General features: G+C 61.9%; 14 protein-coding genes, 1 tRNA gene and 1 pseudogene. 8 read left to right on the top strand and 8 right to left on the bottom strand.

Annotated features, from left to right (window positions below):
- Positions 1 to 158: 158 nt before the first annotated feature.
- On the top strand, positions 159 to 1787 hold the full coding sequence (locus PYH37_RS12200) for a hypothetical protein (RefSeq protein WP_280735203.1): 1629 nt from the start codon (positions 159 to 161) through the stop codon (positions 1785 to 1787).
- A 103-nt stretch (positions 1788 to 1890) separates the two neighbouring features.
- Here the strand turns inward: PYH37_RS12200 and rpsA are convergent, their stop codons facing one another.
- The 3 genes from rpsA to aroA form a co-directional block, all read right to left on the bottom strand.
- The gene (gene rpsA, locus PYH37_RS12195) at positions 1891 to 3597 is read right to left on the bottom strand and encodes a 30S ribosomal protein S1 (protein WP_280735202.1); all 1707 of its coding nucleotides are present in this window, start codon (positions 3595 to 3597) and stop codon (positions 1891 to 1893) included.
- A gap of 163 nt (positions 3598 to 3760) precedes the next feature.
- Positions 3761 to 4399: a (d)CMP kinase gene (cmk, locus tag PYH37_RS12190; RefSeq protein ID WP_280735201.1), complete on the bottom strand. Its 639-nt coding sequence runs from the start codon at positions 4397 to 4399 to the stop codon at positions 3761 to 3763.
- On the bottom strand, positions 4399 to 5766 hold the full coding sequence (aroA, locus tag PYH37_RS12185; protein WP_280735200.1) for a 3-phosphoshikimate 1-carboxyvinyltransferase: 1368 nt from the start codon (positions 5764 to 5766) through the stop codon (positions 4399 to 4401). The genes cmk and aroA overlap by 1 nt, the downstream gene beginning before the upstream one ends.
- 285 nt (positions 5767 to 6051) lie before the next feature.
- Between aroA and PYH37_RS12180 the strand changes: the two genes are divergently transcribed.
- A complete protein-coding gene (locus PYH37_RS12180) occupies positions 6052 to 6441 on the top strand; it encodes a TIGR02300 family protein (RefSeq protein ID WP_280735199.1) in 390 nt (129 codons plus the stop codon).
- Between the two features lie 198 nt (positions 6442 to 6639).
- Positions 6640 to 6715 (top strand) — tRNA-Ala (locus PYH37_RS12175).
- 26 nt (positions 6716 to 6741) lie between these two features.
- Here the strand turns inward: PYH37_RS12175 and PYH37_RS12170 are convergent.
- Complete coding sequence (locus PYH37_RS12170) at positions 6742 to 7173, bottom strand: cupin domain-containing protein (protein ID WP_280735198.1); 432 nt, start codon at positions 7171 to 7173, stop codon at positions 6742 to 6744.
- 253 nt (positions 7174 to 7426) lie between these two features.
- Here PYH37_RS12170 and PYH37_RS12165 point away from each other — a divergent pair, with 253 nt between their 5' ends.
- Both PYH37_RS12165 and PYH37_RS12160 read left to right on the top strand, forming a co-directional pair.
- Positions 7427 to 8227: a YdcF family protein gene (locus tag PYH37_RS12165; protein WP_280735197.1), complete on the top strand. Its 801-nt coding sequence runs from the start codon at positions 7427 to 7429 to the stop codon at positions 8225 to 8227.
- A 64-nt stretch (positions 8228 to 8291) separates the two neighbouring features.
- Positions 8292 to 8926 (top strand): annotated as a pseudogene (locus tag PYH37_RS12160) (trimeric intracellular cation channel family protein).
- A gap of 103 nt (positions 8927 to 9029) precedes the next feature.
- Here PYH37_RS12160 and irrA read toward each other — a convergent pair.
- Positions 9030 to 9452 (bottom strand): iron response transcriptional regulator IrrA, encoded by a 423-nt coding sequence (gene irrA / locus PYH37_RS12155; RefSeq protein ID WP_280735196.1) that lies wholly within the window; start codon positions 9450 to 9452, stop codon positions 9030 to 9032.
- Between the two features lie 377 nt (positions 9453 to 9829).
- Here irrA and fabA point away from each other — a divergent pair, with 377 nt between their 5' ends.
- The 3 genes from fabA to fabI are packed head-to-tail and all read left to right on the top strand — an operon-like array spanning position 9830 to position 12426.
- Complete coding sequence (gene fabA / locus PYH37_RS12150) at positions 9830 to 10345, top strand: 3-hydroxyacyl-[acyl-carrier-protein] dehydratase FabA (RefSeq protein ID WP_280735195.1); 516 nt, start codon at positions 9830 to 9832, stop codon at positions 10343 to 10345.
- Positions 10346 to 10394: 49 nt separating this feature from the next.
- The gene (gene fabB, locus PYH37_RS12145; RefSeq protein ID WP_280735194.1) at positions 10395 to 11615 is read left to right on the top strand and encodes a beta-ketoacyl-ACP synthase I; all 1221 of its coding nucleotides are present in this window, start codon (positions 10395 to 10397) and stop codon (positions 11613 to 11615) included.
- Between the two features lie 4 nt (positions 11616 to 11619).
- Positions 11620 to 12426 carry an enoyl-ACP reductase FabI gene (gene fabI / locus PYH37_RS12140; RefSeq protein WP_280735193.1) on the top strand — a complete coding sequence of 269 codons (807 nt, stop codon included), beginning with the start codon at positions 11620 to 11622 and terminating at the stop codon, positions 12424 to 12426.
- A gap of 160 nt (positions 12427 to 12586) precedes the next feature.
- Here the strand turns inward: fabI and PYH37_RS12135 are convergent, their stop codons facing one another.
- From PYH37_RS12135 to rpsO, 3 genes are all read right to left on the bottom strand, one after another.
- Positions 12587 to 13603 carry a class I SAM-dependent methyltransferase gene (locus PYH37_RS12135; protein WP_280736018.1) on the bottom strand — a complete coding sequence of 339 codons (1017 nt, stop codon included), beginning with the start codon at positions 13601 to 13603 and terminating at the stop codon, positions 12587 to 12589.
- Positions 13604 to 13814: 211 nt separating this feature from the next.
- The gene (pnp, locus tag PYH37_RS12130) at positions 13815 to 15968 is read right to left on the bottom strand and encodes a polyribonucleotide nucleotidyltransferase (protein ID WP_280735192.1); all 2154 of its coding nucleotides are present in this window, start codon (positions 15966 to 15968) and stop codon (positions 13815 to 13817) included.
- Positions 15969 to 16426: 458 nt separating this feature from the next.
- On the bottom strand, positions 16427 to 16696 hold the full coding sequence (gene rpsO / locus PYH37_RS12125; protein WP_280735191.1) for a 30S ribosomal protein S15: 270 nt from the start codon (positions 16694 to 16696) through the stop codon (positions 16427 to 16429).
- Positions 16697 to 16879 lie beyond the last annotated feature (183 nt).

Raw genomic sequence — 16879 nt, 5'->3', positions numbered from 1 at the left:
TGCCTTATTCTCGCTGATCATGCCTTAGTCCCATATCCGCGATCAAGCCGCGGTGGCGCGGCCTACCAGCCGTTGCGCGCATGAGGCGCCCTCCAACAGCAAGGAAAGTTCGACGGCGAGCGTGGCTCCGGCATCGCTGCACGGAATTGGAGATCAGCATGCTGCCAATTGTCACGAACAGGAGCGCGGTCGGTTCCGGCGATGAAAGCGCTCCAAGTGTGCGCCGCACCTCACTGCCTGCCCCCCAGCGCGCCGAAGCGATTCAGAAAATCCTCGATGCGCTCAGCCGTCATCTCTCCGGCCGGGAGGTTCTTTCCAGGGATGCATTGGTGAAGCTGATCGAGGATCTTGCGCGCGTCCTCAAATTTCCGCCCCTGCCGCAGGAGAACGGACGCGCCTTCGTGCGGCGGCTGATCGACTTTCTCGAATCGATGCCGATGCCGGAGCGGCTGCTCGTAGAGCGGCAGCTCGGCGGACGCAGCCTGGCGCATCGCATCGCCGTGCTGACGGGAACCCTGGCGAGCCGGAGCACGAAACCGGCATCGGCGGGGTCCGCTGCGGCGCCAGGCTCGCTGTTGCCGCCGGACCAGAGCGGTATTCGAAACCTGCCGCTGCAGGCGACACCCTCGCGTCAACCCGCAGCCGCCAAGCCGCCATCGTCAAGCGAAGTGGCGCTGCTGCAGGCGATGCTGAAGAAAACCTTCGGCGCTGACGAAGGCGGCATGCCAATCGAGGAGGTGATCGAAGGCACGCCTACGGAGGCCGCGCCTCGGGCACCGGCGCAAACGGAACCGGAGAGAGCGCCGACGGCAGCCGAACTCCGGGCTCACGTTCCGACGGACACGGACGATGCCGTAGCCGCTGAAATCTCGGCCGAGATTGCACAGGAGGACGGCGGGGAGGCGCAGTCGGAGCCGTTGCTTTCACTGCCGGACGGCTCCGAGGACGACCTTCACGACATCGGAGGGAATACCGGAGCTTTGCCGCCCCGCGACGAAAGCATCGAAGTGGTCCCTCTCGCTCCATCGGAGGAGATCGAAAAGTCTGTCGGTGAAACCGAAACGGCAATGGGGGAACGAGGTGGCGAAGAAACCACCGACGGATTCGAGTCGGATGGGACCTACGGCCGGCCACTTGCCGGTAGGGAAGCTGGTCGACCGCAGCAGCGGGTCGCGGTACTGGCCGGCGAAACAGGCGGCCGGTCAGCACCTCCGCCTGCCGACACGATCAAGCCCGTCATTCGCGACAGCCTGAGCCTTCCACGCACCGGAGCAGAGGACGACCAGCCAACGATGGCGAGCGAACGACCCGCGGTACAGGCGCCGTCCGGCATCGATCCGCCGCAGCGCTTACGGGACAGCGCCGTGGCGGCGCGGAGCGGGACGGTCGGCACTCAACCATTCGCCGACCCCATATCCGAGAATCCGATCGACGATAGGGCCTCCGACATCCCCGCCATTCAGCCGCGTCCCCAGCGTCTACGCGAAGATCCGGCGACGCAACAAGCACTCTCCCGGCTTGTCGAAGCCGGATTTTCGCGCGAGGCAATTCCCTTCGCAATGGTGCCCTACCTGCCGGCACCGGAGGAAGCCGAGGACGAGACCGAGCAACGAGACAAGCGGCAGGCAGGCGACGACGGCGGAAGGGGAACGGACGCCAAGGACGGTGACCGGGACCAGCAGCAGCAAGCGCGCGGTTCCGACGACAGCTGCGAACACGGTACAGCCGAGGAGCCGGGCACCGTCGACGCCTATGATCTTTACAGGAAGCTCGGCGGACTCGGCTGAGACGATATCGCCTTCTGGAGCTCGCGACGATGCCATCGACGCCGACGAAAAAGCCCGCGGAGATCGCTCGCCGCGGGCTCGATCATTTCCAGTTCGACAACGATTATTCGTTGCCCTGGCGGTTCTTCAGAGCGGCGCCCAGGATGTCGCCAAGCGAAGCGCCCGAGTCGGACGAACCGAACTGTGCGACCGCTTCCTTCTCTTCCGCGATTTCCAGAGCCTTGATCGACAGCTGGATCTTGCGGTCCTTCTTGGAGAAGTTGGTGACGCGGGCGTCGACGACCTGACCGACCGAGAAACGCTCCGGACGCTGTTCGTCACGGTCACGCGACAGATCGGCACGGCGGATGAACGCGGTGATGTCTTCGTGGTTGACGAGCCTCACTTCGATACCGCCATCGTTGACTGCGATGACTTCGGCCGAAACGACCGCGTTCTTGCGCAGTTCACCGGAAGCGGCAGCTTCACCGACCGAATCCTTGCCGAGCTGCTTGATGCCGAGCGAGATGCGTTCCTTGTCGACGTCCACATCGAGAACGACAGCACGGACGACATCGCCCTTGTTGTATTCCTCGATGACCTGCTCGCCCGGACGGTTCCAGTCGAGGTCGGAGAGATGGACCATGCCGTCGACGTCGCCGTCGAGGCCGATGAACAGGCCGAATTCGGTCTTGTTCTTGACTTCGCCTTCGACTTCGGTGCCGGCCGGATGGCTGTGCGCAAATGCCTGCCACGGATTCTCGAGCGTCTGCTTGAGGCCGAGGGAGATACGACGCTTGGTCGGATCGACTTCGAGGACGACCACGTCGACTTCCTGGCTGGTGGACAGGATCTTGCCGGGATGAACGTTCTTCTTGGTCCAGGACATTTCGGAGATGTGGATCAGGCCCTCGATGCCCGGCTCCAGCTCGACGAACGCACCGTAGTCGGTGATGTTCGTGACGGTACCGGAGATCTTCTTGCCGACCGGATACTTCGCGCCGATGCCATCCCACGGATCGGACTCGAGCTGCTTCATGCCGAGCGAGATGCGGTGGGTTTCCTGGTTGATGCGGATGATCTGAACCTTGACCTGCTGGCCGATGTTCAGGATTTCCGACGGATGGTTGACGCGGCGCCATGCCATGTCGGTCACGTGCAGCAGGCCATCGATGCCGCCGAGGTCGACGAACGCACCGTAATCGGTGATGTTCTTGACGACGCCTTCGACAACCTGGCCTTCTTCGAGGTTCTGAACGATTTCAGAACGCTGCTCGGCGCGGGACTCTTCGAGAACCGTGCGGCGCGAAACCACGATGTTGCCGCGGCGCTTGTCCATCTTGAGGATTTCGAAGGGCTGCGGGTTGTGCATCAGCGGAGTGACGTCGCGGATCGGACGGATGTCGACCTGAGAGCGCGGCAGGAAGGCTACGGCGCCATCGAGATCGACGGTGAAGCCGCCCTTGACCTGGTTGAAGATGATGCCTTCGACGCGTTCGCCGGCTTCGAACTTCACTTCCAGGCGCTGCCAGCTTTCTTCGCGGCGAGCCTTCTCGCGCGAAAGAACGGCTTCGCCGAGCGCGTTTTCGATACGCTCAACGTAGACCTCGACTTCGTCGCCGACCTTGAGCGAGCCGTCCTTGGCCTTGGCGCCGAATTCCTTCAGCGGAACGCGGCCTTCGACCTTCAGACCGACGTCGACGATGGCGACGTCCTTTTCGATCGCCGTGATGACGCCCTTGGCGACATAGCCTTCGGCGAGGTCCGTTTTGGCGAAGGACTCTTCCAGAAGCGCGGCGAAATCATCACGGGTGGGATTGGTTGCAGACATATAATCTCCTGCTGCATCTCCTGCCGGAGACGCATATGCGCCGGGGGCTAGCGTTAAACGGGCCTGAACCCAGTCCGCTCCATTCAAGGAGCAATCCGGCGCGTGGACGGAATTTCAGGCTTTTCAAGAAGGCGATCGGCCGTAGCCGACGACGGGCCCCTCTTTAAATATTCTCTTTCAAGGCCGCATCGATCAGGGTCTTCGCCGCCTGGAATGCCGCCTCTATACTCATTTCGGACGTATCAAGCAAGTGCGCGTCTGCGGCCGGCCGCAAGGGACTGTCGGCGCGACCCATGTCGCGCTCGTCGCGCTTTTTCACCTCTTCGAAGATCGCGGCGTAATCGGCAGTGCCACCGCCGGCAATGATCTCCTCGTAGCGCCGCTTCGCCCGGACCTCAGGCGAGGCCGTGACATAGAGCTTCACGACCGCGTCCGGGCAGACGACGGTGCCGATGTCGCGGCCATCGAGGACGGTACCGGGTCCCTTGCGCGAAAATGCGCGCTGCGCCTCGACCAGCGCCCGCCGGACCGCGGGCATGACCGCGATCTTCGACGCCGCCTCACCGATCGCATGGGCGGAAAGCACCGACCGATCGAGATCGGCGAGTTCGACCTCGCGCGCCATCTTTTCGGCGACCCCTTCATCGTCAAGCGGCAGCCCGGCATCGAGCAGCGCCTTGGCAGTGGCGCGATAGGTGAGGCCGGTGTCGAGATGGTGGAAGCCATATTCCTCGGCAATCCGGCGCGAGAGCGTTCCCTTGCCGGCCGCCGCGGGCCCGTCGATGGCGATCACGAAGGTCATCAGGCCGCCTTGGTCTCCGCCTGCTCGATCCTCGCCCCGAGCCCCGTCATCAGATCCATGAACTCCGGGAAGCTCGTCGCGATCATTGTCGAATCGTCGACCGTCACCGGATGTTCCGAAGCGAGCCCCATGATGAGGAAGCTCATGGCGATGCGGTGATCGAGATGGGTCTTCACCTCCCCGCCCAATGGGTTGCCGAGTCCCTTGCCGCCGGGGCGGCCGCGGACGACGAGCGAGGCTTCGCCCTCGTCGCAATCGACGCCGTTGAGCTTCAGGCCGTTCGCTACAGCGGAGAGTCGGTCCGACTCTTTGACGCGCAGCTCTTCGAGGCCGTTCATGACGGTCGCACCTTCGGCGAAGGCGGCGGCGACGGCGAGCACCGGATATTCGTCGATCATCGACGGGGCGCGCTCTTCCGGCACGGTCACGCCCTTGAGCTCCGAATAGCGCACGCGCAGATCGGCGACGTCCTCGCCGCCAGCAAGCCGCACGTTCCGCACCTCGATATCGGCACCCATTTCCTGCAGCGTCAGGATAAGGCCGGTGCGGGTCGGGTTCATCAGCACGTTCAGGATGGTGATGTCCGAGCCCGGAACGATAAGCGCTGATACGAGCGGGAAGGCGGTCGAGGACGGGTCGCCCGGCACGTCGATCACTTGGCCGGTCAACTGGCCACGGCCTTGGAGACGGATGGTGCGCACCCCCTCGACATCGGTCTCGACCGTCAGGTTGGCGCCGAAACCCTGCAGCATCTTTTCGGTATGATCGCGCGTCATCACCGGCTCGATGACCGTGGTGATGCCGGGCGTGTTCAAACCGGCGAGCAGGACTGCGGATTTCACCTGGGCAGAGGCCATCGGCACGCGATAGGTGATGGGGTTCGGCGTCTTCGGACCGCGCAGCGTCACCGGCAGCCGGTCGCCCTCGGCCGATTTCACCTGGACGCCCATTTCGCGCAGCGGGTTGAGCACCCGGCCCATCGGCCGCTTGGTAAGCGAGGCGTCGCCGACAAAGGTCGAATCGAAGTCATAGACCCCGGCGAGGCCCATCGTCAGGCGGCAGCCGGTGCCGGCATTGCCGAAGTCGAGAGGCGCTTCGGGCGCAAGCAGCGCGCCATTGCCGACACCGTCGATGATCCAGGTGTCGCCCTCCTTGCGGATCTTCGCGCCCATGGCCTGCATCGCCTTGCCGGTATTGATTACGTCTTCGCCTTCGAGCAGCCCGGTGATGCGCGTCTCGCCCGCGGCAAGGCCGCCGAACATGAAGGAGCGATGCGAGATGGATTTGTCGCCGGGAATACGGATCGTGCCCTTGAGATCGGAAGACTTGCGTGCGGTGGCGGGCCGTGGGCTCAAGCCATGGGACATGATGTTTTTCCTCTGACAATCCGGCTTGCCGGCGGCCGCGAAAAATGCCGCGCCGCTCTAGGCGCAGGGTCGAACCGCCGGTCTGGCGGGCTCCCTAACATAAAGCGCAAAGGGGGTCATCCACCCTCGCGAAGAAAATGCGGCAGTCGGCCGCGGAAGTTTACCTTTGACAGATGCAGTCAAGACGATTATGGGGACCGGCTAATCATCATAAGCTTGATACCTTTCCACCCGCCGGCTTTCCGGCAAGAGCCGGCTCGCCCGGCCATTCAAGAGGCTTTGACTGTGGCAAAACCGGAACTCGGAACAAAGCGCATTGACCCGGAAACGGGGCGCAAATTCTACGATCTGAACCGTGATCCGATCGTCTCTCCCTATACGGGCAAGTCCTATCCGCTGTCCTTCTTCGAGGAGAGCTCCGTCGCCAAGGTGCTCGAGAAGGAAGAAGAGGAAGAGGTAACGGAAGTCGATACGGAAAACACGGAAGTCGAACTCGTGTCGCTCGAGGATGCGGACGAGGAGGCAGCCGGCGGCGACGAACTGCCGGACCTCGGCGATGACGATGTCGAGATCGACGGCGACGACGATGATACGTTCCTCGAAGCCGACGAAGATGACGATGACGACGACATGAGCGATCTTATCGGCGTCTCCGACGAGGACGAAGACGTCTAACTCTTTTAAAAGACGCACAAAAGCCGCCCCGCCCGCCGAAACACAGCGCGGTCGGGGCGACCGGCCGGCCCGAATAGAAAATCGCACCGGCCACACATTTTCGGCTTGCCATCTGCGACGAGCAGAAGTAATAAGCCGCCACTCGCCGGGCACAATGCCCGACGATCTTCCCGGAACCGGCACTGCCGGACCCATGATGGGGCTATAGCTCAGCTGGGAGAGCGCTTGCATGGCATGCAAGAGGTCAGCGGTTCGATCCCGCTTAGCTCCACCAAACTTTCTCTCAGGGCCGAATCGCCGTCACTTAGCCGCCACCGTTGTCGGGGTGCCTTGTTCGCCGATGAAGACCGCGAGGATCTTGGCCGGCGTATCGGCCATGTTGAAGGCCTGATGCTTGAGGTTTTGCGTTTCGATGAACGCCTCTCCAGCCTTGTAGCGGTGCGGTTCCTTGCCCTCGGTTCTCAGTTCCACCTCGCCTTCCATAACATAGACGTAAACCGGCACCGGATGTTCGTGCAGCGGGGTACGGCCGCCTTTTGCGAGCGTGCCGATGACGGAGATCACCTCAGGCTTTCCGGTCGGATAGACGATCGGCTCGTTGTCTCGGCTCACGCTTGATTTGATCAGCGGCTGCGTTTCGAATCCCGCGGGCAACGGATCATCTTGAGCAATCGCTGCCGAACCGGCCAACATCAGAGCCAGGCACGTCGTGATCCAGCAAATCTGTTTCATGGGTTTTCCTCCCTATTGCGCCGAATGGCCAAATTATACGACAAGGAGGCACCCTCGGGCAGACACCCAAGATAGCTACCGCATGTTTCCTTAAATCGGAGCCGGTTTAAGATAAGAAACATGCAGCAAATTCAAAGTACTACAGCGATCTTTCTGCGGCGCTGTAGGCGGCAGGCTCTCGCTGCGAAGATGATAGCCGCTCAATCCCGCTCAGTTTTCGAAATGTTAATCCCTCCCTTGGAAGAACAGCCTCATGTTTCTAGCCTCGAAAATCTTCTGGCTTGTCGCCCAGCCGCTGTCCTTCGCCTTCCTCAGCCTGTTCGCCGGGCTGCTGCTCATGCTGGCCCGGTTCCGCCGGAGTGGCGGCATCTTTGGCTTAATCGGCCTCGCCGTGCTGTTCGTGAGCCTGTTCACGACGACAGGCTCGTATTTCCTACAGATCCTCGAAAACCGCTTCGCCCGCCCCTCGCCGCCGCCTGCCGAGCTCTCCTGCATCATCGTGCTCGGTGGCGCCTTCGAGAACGTGGTGATAGCGAGCCGGGGCGGTATGGAGTTCAATCAGGCGGCAGAGCGCTTCGTCGAGACCCTGAGGCTCGCCCGGGCCTATCCTGCTGCGCGAATCGTCGTTTCGGGCGGCGACGGTTCTCTCAGCGGGATGTACGAGGGCGATGCGCGCGCTTCGGAGGCGTTCTTCCAAGCCTTCGACATAGGCACCGACCGGCTGATCCGCGAGGAGCAATCGCGGACGACCTTCGAGAATGCACGCTATACCAAGGATTTGCTCGCGGCGAACCGGTTGGAACATTGCGCCCTAGTCACCTCGGCCTACCACATGCCGCGCTCCATCGGCCTTTTTCGCTCGATCGGTGTCGACGTCATTCCCTGGCCCACGGATTATCGAACGACCGGCCAAGTGCGACTCGGCTTCGATTTCACCCAACCCTCGCTCAACGCGCAATTGGCGACGACCGCCGCCAAGGAATGGACCGGGCTTTTTGCCTACTATCTCCTCGGCCGGACACAAACGATTCTCCCCAATCAGACAGTCCGTTGACGGGAGGGGGCGACATGCGCCAGCCTCAAGGCCCGCCAGCCATTCCTATAGTCACGGAGCTTCGATGCCGATCCTTGAAATTCTCGACTATGCCGGCGTCGCCGTCTTCGCCGCGACCGGCGCGCTATCGGCTTCCCGCAAGCAGCTCGACATCATCGGCTACCTGTTCCTGGCATCCGTCACCGGCATTGGCGGCGGCACGATGCGCGACGTGATCCTTGGCGCGACGCCGGTGTTCTGGGTCTTGAACCCGGCATACCTGATTGTCTGCGCCTCGGTTGGGATCCTGGTGTTTCTCACATCGCACCGTTTCGAGTCGCGCTACCGGATGCTGGTCTGGCTCGATGCGATCGGTCTTTCGGCCTATTGCGTGATGGGCGCGGCGAAGGGGCTTGCGGCGACCGGTCGCCAGTGGTGGCCCTGGTGACGGGCATGCTAACGGCGACCTTCGGCGGCATCCTGCGCGATCTGCTCGCCGGCGAGCCCTCGGTGCTTCTGAGGCCGGAAATCTACGTCACCGCGGCGCTGGTCGGCGCCGGCGCCTTCGTGCTGGCGACGATGTTCGCCATGCCGCTTGCCGCCGCATCGGCGCTCGGTGCACTTGCGGCTTTCGCGGTGCGCGGCGGCGCGCTCAGATACGGCTGGACGCTGCCGACCGGCAAGGCCGGCCCGGGGCGCGATCCCGACGAGGTGATGTAGCGCAGTTCGCCGAAAAGTGCGGAGCGGTTTTGGGGCAACGACATGCATAGAACAAAGACGTAAAGCGCGTCGTATGAACTCGTTTGGGTACGGCGCGCTTTGATCAGCGCTCGGATTTGCGGCGCAGGCGGATCACGACATCGACATGCGAGATCTCCATGCCTTCCGGCGCCTCGGGCAGGTTGTCGATCTGAATGTTGCTCACCGGAATATCGCGGACCTCGTTCTCACCCTCGATGAAGAAATGGTGGTGATCCGAGACATTCGTGTCGAAATAAGTCTTGGCGCTCTCAACGGCGAGAACGCGGATCATACCCGCTTCGGTGAACTGGTGGAGCGTGTTGTAGACGGTCGCGAGCGACACCGGGACACCGGCCTCGATGGCCTCCTCGTGAAGCTCCTCGACGGTCAGGTGCCGGTCGCCCTTGGCGAAGATCAGATCTGCAAGCGCGACACGCTGGCGCGTCGGGCGCAAACCCGATTTGCGCAGCTTTTCCTGCGAGCACATTCCTGTTGCTTTCGTCATGCGGAGCCGTTCCGATATCCTGTCCAAATTCACGGATTATCAGGTTGCGATATAACTTCTGCCGTCGAGGCTTTCAATAGATTACGGTCTTTGAACGGGCGCAAACGCCTGAAAATCGGCCCAAAGCAGGGGAAGGCAGGCATTTAACTCTGGCAGTGGCCACATTCATACTGTAAGCGACGGCGGAACGACATTGCCAGCCTGAGCGGGGCGAGAAAAAATATGAAGCGGTTTTTTTTGCCCGCGTTCCGCTCTATTTGGAAGAATGATCAGGAAGTGCGGCCGACGGCAACGGATACGGGCCGCGCTTCATTTCAGGCCGAACTTGCTCTAAAGCAGGTCGGAGAACAGTTAGACACTCGGGGAAGCAACCATTCATGACCACCAGGCAATCCAGCTTCAGCTATGAGGAAATCCTGACCTGCGGCCGAGGCGAAATGTTTGGCCCCGGCAATGCGCAACTGCCGCTGCCGCCGATGCTGATGTTCAATCGCATCACCGACATTTCCGAGACCGGCGGTCCTCACGACAAGGGCTATGTCCGAGCCGAGTTCGACATCACGCCGGACCTCTGGTTCTTCCCCTGCCATTTTATGGGCGATCCTGTCATGCCCGGCTGCCTCGGTCTCGACGCGATGTGGCAATTGACCGGTTTCTTCCTCGGCTGGCTCGGCGAGCCCGGCAAGGGCCGCGCGCTTTCCACCGGCGAGGTGAAGTTCACGGGCATGGTGACGCCGAAAACCAAGCTGGTAGAATACGGCATCGACTTCAAGCGCGTGATGCGCGGCCGTCTGGTCCTCGGTATCGCCGACGGCTGGATGAAGGCCGACGGCGAACTGATGTACAAGGCTACCGACCTCCGGGTCGGCCTTTTCCAGGAAAAGGCCGACTGAGCTGCGGGTTCCCCCGCGCCAATCCAACCGAAGATAAAGGTCATCTACCATGAGACGGGTTGTTGTAACTGGCCTCGGCATCGTTTCCTCGATCGGTAACAATGCCGACGAAGTCACCGAGTCGCTGCGCGAGGCGAAATCGGGCATCACGTTTTCGCCAGATTTCGCCGAGAACGGCTTCAAGTGCCAGGTCTGGGGCGCGCCGTCGCTCGACCCGACCGACCTCGTAGACCGGCGCGCCATGCGCTTCCTGTCGCAGGGCGGCGCCTGGAACCACGTGGCGATGAAGCAGGCGATCGCCGATTCGGGGCTCGAAGCCGGTGACATCACCAACGAGCGCACCGGCATCATCATGGGTTCCGGCGGTCCCTCAACGCGCACGATCGTCGAGGCGGCGGAAATCACCCGCAAGAACAACAGCCCCAAGCGCATCGGTCCTTTCGCCGTGCCGAAGGCGATGTCCTCCACCGCTTCGGCGACGCTTGCGACCTGGTTCCAGATCCACGGCGTCAACTATTCGATCTCGTCCGCCTGCTCGACCTCGGCCCATTGCATCGGCAATGCCGCGGAAATGATCCAATGGGGCAAGCAGGACGTGATGTTCGCCGGCGGCCATGAGGATCTCGACTGGACAATGTCCAACCTCTTCGACGCGATGGGCGCGATGTCCTCGAAATTCAACGACGCACCCTCGACCGCGTCGCGCGCTTACGACGTCAATCGTGACGGCTTCGTGATTGCCGGCGGCGCCGGCGTTCTGGTTCTGGAGGAACTCGAGCACGCCAAGGCTCGGGGCGCCAAGATCTATGCCGAGATCGTCGGCTATGGCGCAACCTCGGACGGCTACGACATGGTCGCCCCGTCCGGCGAGGGCGCCGTGCGCTGCATGCGCCAGGCGCTCTCTACCGTGAAGGGCGACGTCGATTACATCAACACGCATGGCACGTCGACGCCAGTGGGCGACTCCAAGGAAATCGGCGCCATCCGCGAGGTCTTCGGCGAAAAGATGCCGCACATCCAGTCGACCAAGTCGCTGACCGGCCATTCTCTCGGCGCGGCCGGCGTGCAGGAATCGATTTACGGCCTGTTGATGATGCAGGCCGGCTTCATCGGCGAAAGCGCTCACATCAGCGAACTCGACCCGGAGTTCGAAGGTGTGCCGATCGTTCGCAAACGGATCGATGACGCCAAGATCGACACGGTTCTTTCGAACTCGTTCGGTTTCGGCGGCACCAATGCGACGCTCGTCTTCCAGCGCTATAACGGATAACAAAATGAACGGACTGATGAACGGAAAGCGCGGCCTCATCATGGGTGTGGCCAACAATCACTCTATTGCCTGGGGCATTTCCAAGGCGCTGGCCGCCCAGGGCGCGGAACTCGCCTTCACCTATCAGGGCGAAGCGCTCGGCAAGCGTGTGAAGCCGCTCGCTGCCGAGGTGAATTCGGATTTCCTGCTGCCCTGCGACGTAGAGGATATCGCCTCCGTCGACGCGGTCATCGACGCGATCAAGGAGCGCTGGGGCAAGCTCGATTTCGTCGTCCACGCGATCGGTTTTTCCGACAAGAGCGAACTGAAGGGGCTTTACGCCGACACCACACGCGAGAATTTCAGCCGCACCATGGTGATCTCCTGCTTCTCCTTCACCGAGATCGCCAGGCGCGCCGCGGACGTGATGAGCGAAGGCGGCACGATGCTGACGCTCACCTATGGCGGCTCGGTGCGGGTGATGCCGAACTACAACGTGATGGGTGTTGCGAAGGCGGCGCTGGAAGCTTCGGTGCGCTATCTCGCCGCCGACTATGGAGCCCGAGGCATTCGCGTCAATGCGATCTCCGCCGGCCCGATCCGCACACTTGCCGGCGCCGGCATTTCCGACGCCCGCGCCATGCTCTCCTGGCAGCAGAAGAACTCGCCGCTGCGCCGGACCGTCACCATCGAGGACGTCGGCAATTCCGCGCTCTATCTGCTTTCCGATCTTTCGCGCGGCGTGACAGGCGAAATTCACTACGTGGATTCCGGCTACAATATCACCTCCATGCCGACGCTCGAGACGCTGCGCAGCGCAGACGTGGAATAGCGCGCCTGCCTGTATCGCGCGTTTCGCAACGCCCGAGACAACAAGCTTTCCACTGCATCGTTTCTTTAGATCGGAACCGATTTGAGGATAAAGCTATGCAGCAATTCAAAGTGTCACAGCGACCCGTGCGTCCGAAAAGACGCACGGCATTGTCGATCCGTCAGCGCTTAGCCCAGAGCACCTTGAAGCGCGCATTGCGGCAGGTCTCGCCGCTTTCCTTGAAGCTCTCCGCCAGAACCTGCTCATAAGGCAAGCCGCGATTGGCGACGAGCATCAGCTTGCCGCCTTGCTTCAGGGCCTTGGCGGCGGACCTGATGATCGCCGCCCCGAGGGCGGGCTCGGCGGCATGTCCTTCGTGGAACGGAGGGTTCATCACGATCAAGTCGTATTTGTCGCGCGTGTCCTCGCTTGTCAGGTCATGCCAGTAGAAACGTGCCGGCGTCGAAGGAGCGTTCGCCTTCATATTGACGCGCGCAGCCTCTAGTGCGTCATGGTCGGCTTCGAACAGGTCGATGCCCTTCAAACCCGGGGAAGCCTGGGCGAGCATGACTGAGAGATAGCCCCAGCCCGCGCCGAAATCCGCCGCATGGCCGGTAAAATCCCGTGGCAGCCGAGACGCGAGGAGCTCGGAACCGGCATCGACGCGGTCATGGGAAAACATGCCCGGCGATGCTTCGAATAGGCCATCGACGCGCACCGGAACCTTGGCAAGCTTCGTTACGGCTTCCGAGACATCTTCCGGCCGCGTGAACCAGAAGGCGACACCGTGGTATTTCGGGAGCGAGTCTCCATCCCAACCGAACTTGTCGATCTTCTTTCGCAGCGACTGGATGCCATCCTCCTTGCCGCCTGCGATCACGATCAGCGCGCCCGCACGTGTGCGCTTCAGCGCTTCGGCAATCCGATCTTCGTTTTCGCCCTTGTGCCTGCCGCAGAGCACGAGCGCGACGTCATAGCCTTCGCCGAGCACAGACGGCGTCACGTCGACGCGCATCGCCTCCAGGGCGCGATAGAGCGGCCTCAGCGGCTGCACGGCAGAGACAGACGCGGCAAACCCTTCCGGCAACCTGTAGCCCGCCTCGGCACCGAGAAAGAGCACGCGTTCGCCCTCTCCCGGCGGATCGATGACACCGATGGCAAAGGGATGGAATAGGGTTTTTAGCGCATCACGGCTCATGTGGTCGGTTCCGTTCTTCAATTCTTCAATCGGATGGGGCTGCTGCATGTTTCCTAAAAACATGCAGCAATTCAAAGTGCTACAGCGACCTTTGTGCATCTGAAAAGACGCACGGCGCAGTAAGCGAGAAGCGCGCCGCTTCTTTACCCCGCCATAAGAAAGGGCGCGGAGCGATCCGCTCCGCGCCCCGAATGCGTCGGGTGAAGCCGGCTTATTCAGCCGCTTCGCCGCCGTCCTTCTTCTCGGCCTTCTCGGCGGCGACCTCCTTGCCGGTCGCCTGGTCGACAACCTTCATGGAGAGGCGGACCTTACCGCGCTCGTCGAAGCCCATCAGCTTGACCCAAACCTTGTCGCCTTCTTTGACGACGTCGGTGGTCTTTGCAACGCGCTCGGACGCGAGCTGCGAGATGTGCACGAGGCCGTCGCGGGCGCCGAAGAAGTTGACGAAGGCGCCGAAATCGGCGGTCTTGACGACCGTGCCTTCATAGATCTGACCAACTTCCGGCTCGGCAACGATCGAGTGGATCCACTTGCGGGCGGCTTCGATCTCCTTGGCGGAGGAAGAAGCGATCTTGACCGTGCCGTCGTCCTCGATGTTGATCTTGGCGCCGGTCTTTTCAACGATTTCGCGGATGACCTTGCCGCCCGAACCGATGACTTCACGGATCTTGTCGACCGGAATGTTCATCACTTCGATGCGCGGTGCGAATTCGCCGAGCTGGCCGCGGCTCTCGGAGATGGCCTTGGCCATTTCGCCGAGAATGTGCAGACGGCCGCCCTTGGCCTGATTGAGTGCAACACCCATGATCTCTTCGGTGATGCCTTCGATCTTGATGTCCATCTGCAGCGAGGTGATGCCGGCGTCCGTGCCCGCGACCTTGAAATCCATGTCGCCGAGATGGTCTTCGTCGCCGAGGATGTCGGAGAGAACCGCGAAACGGTCCTCTTCCTTGATGAGGCCCATGGCAATACCGGCAACGGGTTTTGCAAGCGGAACGCCCGCATCCATCAGCGCCAGCGATGTGCCGCAGACGGTTGCCATCGAGGAGGAACCATTGGACTCGGTGATCTCGGAGACGACGCGCAGCGTATAGGGGAACTGTTCCGCCGTCGGCAGCATCGGATGGATGGCGCGCCAGGCGAGCTTGCCGTGGCCGATTTCACGGCGGCCCGGGGAACCCATGCGGCCCGTTTCACCGACCGAGAAGGGCGGGAAGTTGTAGTGCAGCATGAAGTTTTCCTTGTACATGCCGGTCAAGGAATCGACATACTGCTCGTCTTCGCCGGTGCCGAGCGTGGCAACCACGATCGCCTGCGTTTCACCGCGGGTGAAGAGCGAGGATCCGTGCGTGCGCGGCAGGATGCCGACTTCGGCGACGATCGGGCGAACCGTGACGAGATCGCGGCCATCGATGCGGCTCTGGGTGTCGAGGATGTTCCAGCGAACAATCTTTGCCTGCAAGTGCTTGAAGACTGCTGCAATTTCTTCCGCCGTGTGGGCGGGGTTATCGAGGCCTTCCGGCAGAAAGTGCTCCTTCACCTTGGCCTTCACGGCATCGACGGCGGCGTAGCGCGCAGCCTTCTCGGTGATCTTATAAGCGTTGCGCAGCTCGTCTTCGGCAATCGAGAGCATGGCATTTTCGAGAGCGGAGTGATCTTCCGGCTCGAATTCGCGCGGTTCCTTGGCGGCGACTTCGGCGAGCTTGATGATAGCGTCGATCACCGGCTGAAAGCCCTTCTGACCGAAAACGACAGCGCCGAGCATGATGTCCTCCGGCAGCTCCTTCGCTTCCGATTCGACCATCAGCACGGCCTCCTGGGTGCCGGCGACGACGAGGTCGAGAGAGGACTCGTCCATTTCGTCGAGATGCGGGTTGAGCACGTACTCGCCGTTGATGTAGCCGACGCGGGCGCCGCCGATCGGTCCCATGAACGGGATGCCGGAAAGCGTCAGCGCAGCGGAGGCCGCGACCATCGAGACGATGTCGGGATTGTTCTCCAGGTCATGCTGCATGACGGTGACGATGACCTGGGTATCGTTCTTGTAGCCATCCGGAAAGAGCGGGCGGATCGGGCGGTCGATCAGGCGCGAGACGAGCGTTTCGTTCTCGCTCGGGCGGCCTTCACGCTTGAAGTAGCCGCCCGGGATCTTGCCGGCGGCGTAGGTCTTTTCCTGGTAGTTGACGGTCAGCGGGAAGAAATCCTGCCCGGGCTTCGGCGCCTTGGCAGAAACGACCGTGGCAAGCACGACGGTTTCGCCGTAGGTCGCGAGAACGGCGCCGTCGGCCTGGCGGGCGATCTTGCCGGTTTCAAGCTTGAGCGGACGCCCAGCCCATTCGATTTCTACCTTGTGGGTCTCGAACATGTTCTGTCCTTCGTGTGCGGGAGACCTTCCGCGGCTGTTGCAGCGCGGATGATCTGAGAGCCGCTTGGTGGTGGCGCATCACGGGCAAGACAACGGGAGGCTTCAAAAACGAACCGGCCGCGTACCGCTTTGCCGCGCTGCCCGTGTGGCAGCGCTCCGGCAAGCAGGCGCCGAAGCATCCTGCAATCCTGCCCCATGACGGGCCATCGGTTGATCCGCGATACCGGCCCATCCGGTTCGCTGGACGTTCTCTCCCGGTCTTTTGCGCTTCCGGCGCCCGTGGAGACAATTTCTACAGCACCGTGCGTCTTTATCAGACGCAAAAGGTCGCTGTGGCACTTTGAATTTCTGCATGTTTTTATCCTTAAATCGGCTCCGATTTAAGGAAACATGCAGTCGGCGATCAAGCGCCCAATAAAAAATCGGCGGATCGCCGCGCGACCCGCCGGACAAGTCGTTTAGCGACGGATGCCCAGGGCACCGATCAGCTTGGTGTAGCGCGCTTCGTCTTTCTTCTTCAGATAGTCGAGGAGCGAGCGACGGCTGGAAACCATCGCGAGAAGGCCACGGCGGGAATGGTTGTCCTTCTTGTGGTCCTTGAAGTGTTCGGTCAGGTTGTTGATCCGTTCCGTCAGGAGCGCGACCTGGACTTCCGGAGAACCGGTGTCGCCATCAACGGTCGCGAATTCCTTGATGAGCTGAGCCTTGCGCTCTGCAGTAATCGACATCGGGATGATCCTTTCGTTTTGAGGATTTAGGGTCGCCGGCAGCCGGGATGTCGTCCAGCCGCGGCCGTTCATGCAAGAGGTGGTGCCTTTTGCTGGCGTGCCTATAACCGAAACCGATCCAAAAGGAAAGGGTCATGAGACCGGCGCCGGCGACGCCTTCCGGCTGCGCCTTAACTCCCGGGG

It is taken from the genome of Sinorhizobium numidicum, assembly GCF_029892045.1.
Classification (GTDB): domain Bacteria; phylum Pseudomonadota; class Alphaproteobacteria; order Rhizobiales; family Rhizobiaceae; genus Sinorhizobium; species Sinorhizobium numidicum.
This window is presented reverse-complemented; position numbering and strand designations above follow the sequence as displayed.